The 954-nt window shown below is 69.9% G+C and carries 1 protein-coding gene; it reads left to right on the top strand.

Annotation, left to right across the window (positions count from 1 at the left end):
- The coding region (locus G3N99_RS41020) for an AAA family ATPase (protein WP_206125286.1) at positions 1 to 844 on the top strand (844 nt) is incomplete at its 5' end.
- Between the last annotated feature and the right edge of the window lie 110 nt (positions 845 to 954).

The following is a 954-nucleotide window of genomic DNA, read 5'->3' as shown; positions in this document are numbered from 1 at the left end:
GCCGCGCGGCCCGGGCGGGCCGCTCGTGCCGCCGCTGAACCCGGCCTACCTGTTCACCGCGCGCGCGACGAACGTGCTGGAAGACATCGTCGAAAACCGGCGCATCCTGCTGATCGGCCACACCGGCACGGGCAAGACGAGCCTCATCGAACAGGCCGCCGCGCTGGCCGGCCATGGCGTGTTGCGCTCGAACATGAACGGGCAGACGACGGTCGGCGATTTCGTCGGGTTCTGGACCGTCAAGGGCGGCGAGACGATCTGGGTCGACGGCGTGCTGCCGACCGCGATGCGCGAAGGGCTGTGGCTCATCGTCGACGAAATCGACTTCGCGGAACCCGCGATCCTCGCGGTGCTGACCGCCGTGCTCGAACCGGCCGGCCGCCTGTTGCTGAAGGAAAAAGGCAACGAGATCGTCGTCCCGCACCCGTCGTTCCGGCTGTTCGCGACCGCCAATGCGGTGGGCGCGATGGGACAGTTCCGCCATCTGTACCAGGGCGCCAACGTGATGAACGAGGCGTTTCTCGACCGCTGGCGCGTGTACCGCCCCGACTATCTGCCGCCCCCCGACGAGGCGCGCGTGCTGCAGCGCACGTTCGGCGCGGCCATGACCGAGGCGATGGCCGACACGCTCGCGGCGATCGCGGCCGACTGCCGCGCCGCGTTCGTCCGCGAGGATCTGGCCAGCGCGTTCTCGACGCGGCGCCTGATCGACTGGGCCGAGCTGATGCTGCGCACCGGCGACCCCGAATCGGCCGCCGGCCCGACGATCTATGCGAAGGTCAGTGCGGAAGACGCCGACCTGATCCGCAGCATCATTCGCCACTACATCGACGTCGAGGCCTGACGCGATGGACCGGGACGACGACGCGCGATCGCTCCACCTGACCCGGCTGGCCCGCACGCTCGCGCAACGACACGGCATCGAGGTGCGGTTCGCGCGCCACGGGCCGGTCG

The organism is Burkholderia sp. Ac-20392, assembly GCF_017104585.1.
In the GTDB taxonomy this organism is placed as follows: domain Bacteria; phylum Pseudomonadota; class Gammaproteobacteria; order Burkholderiales; family Burkholderiaceae; genus Burkholderia; species Burkholderia lata.
Note: the sequence above shows the minus strand (reverse complement) of the source record. Positions and strands in the feature narration are given on the sequence as shown.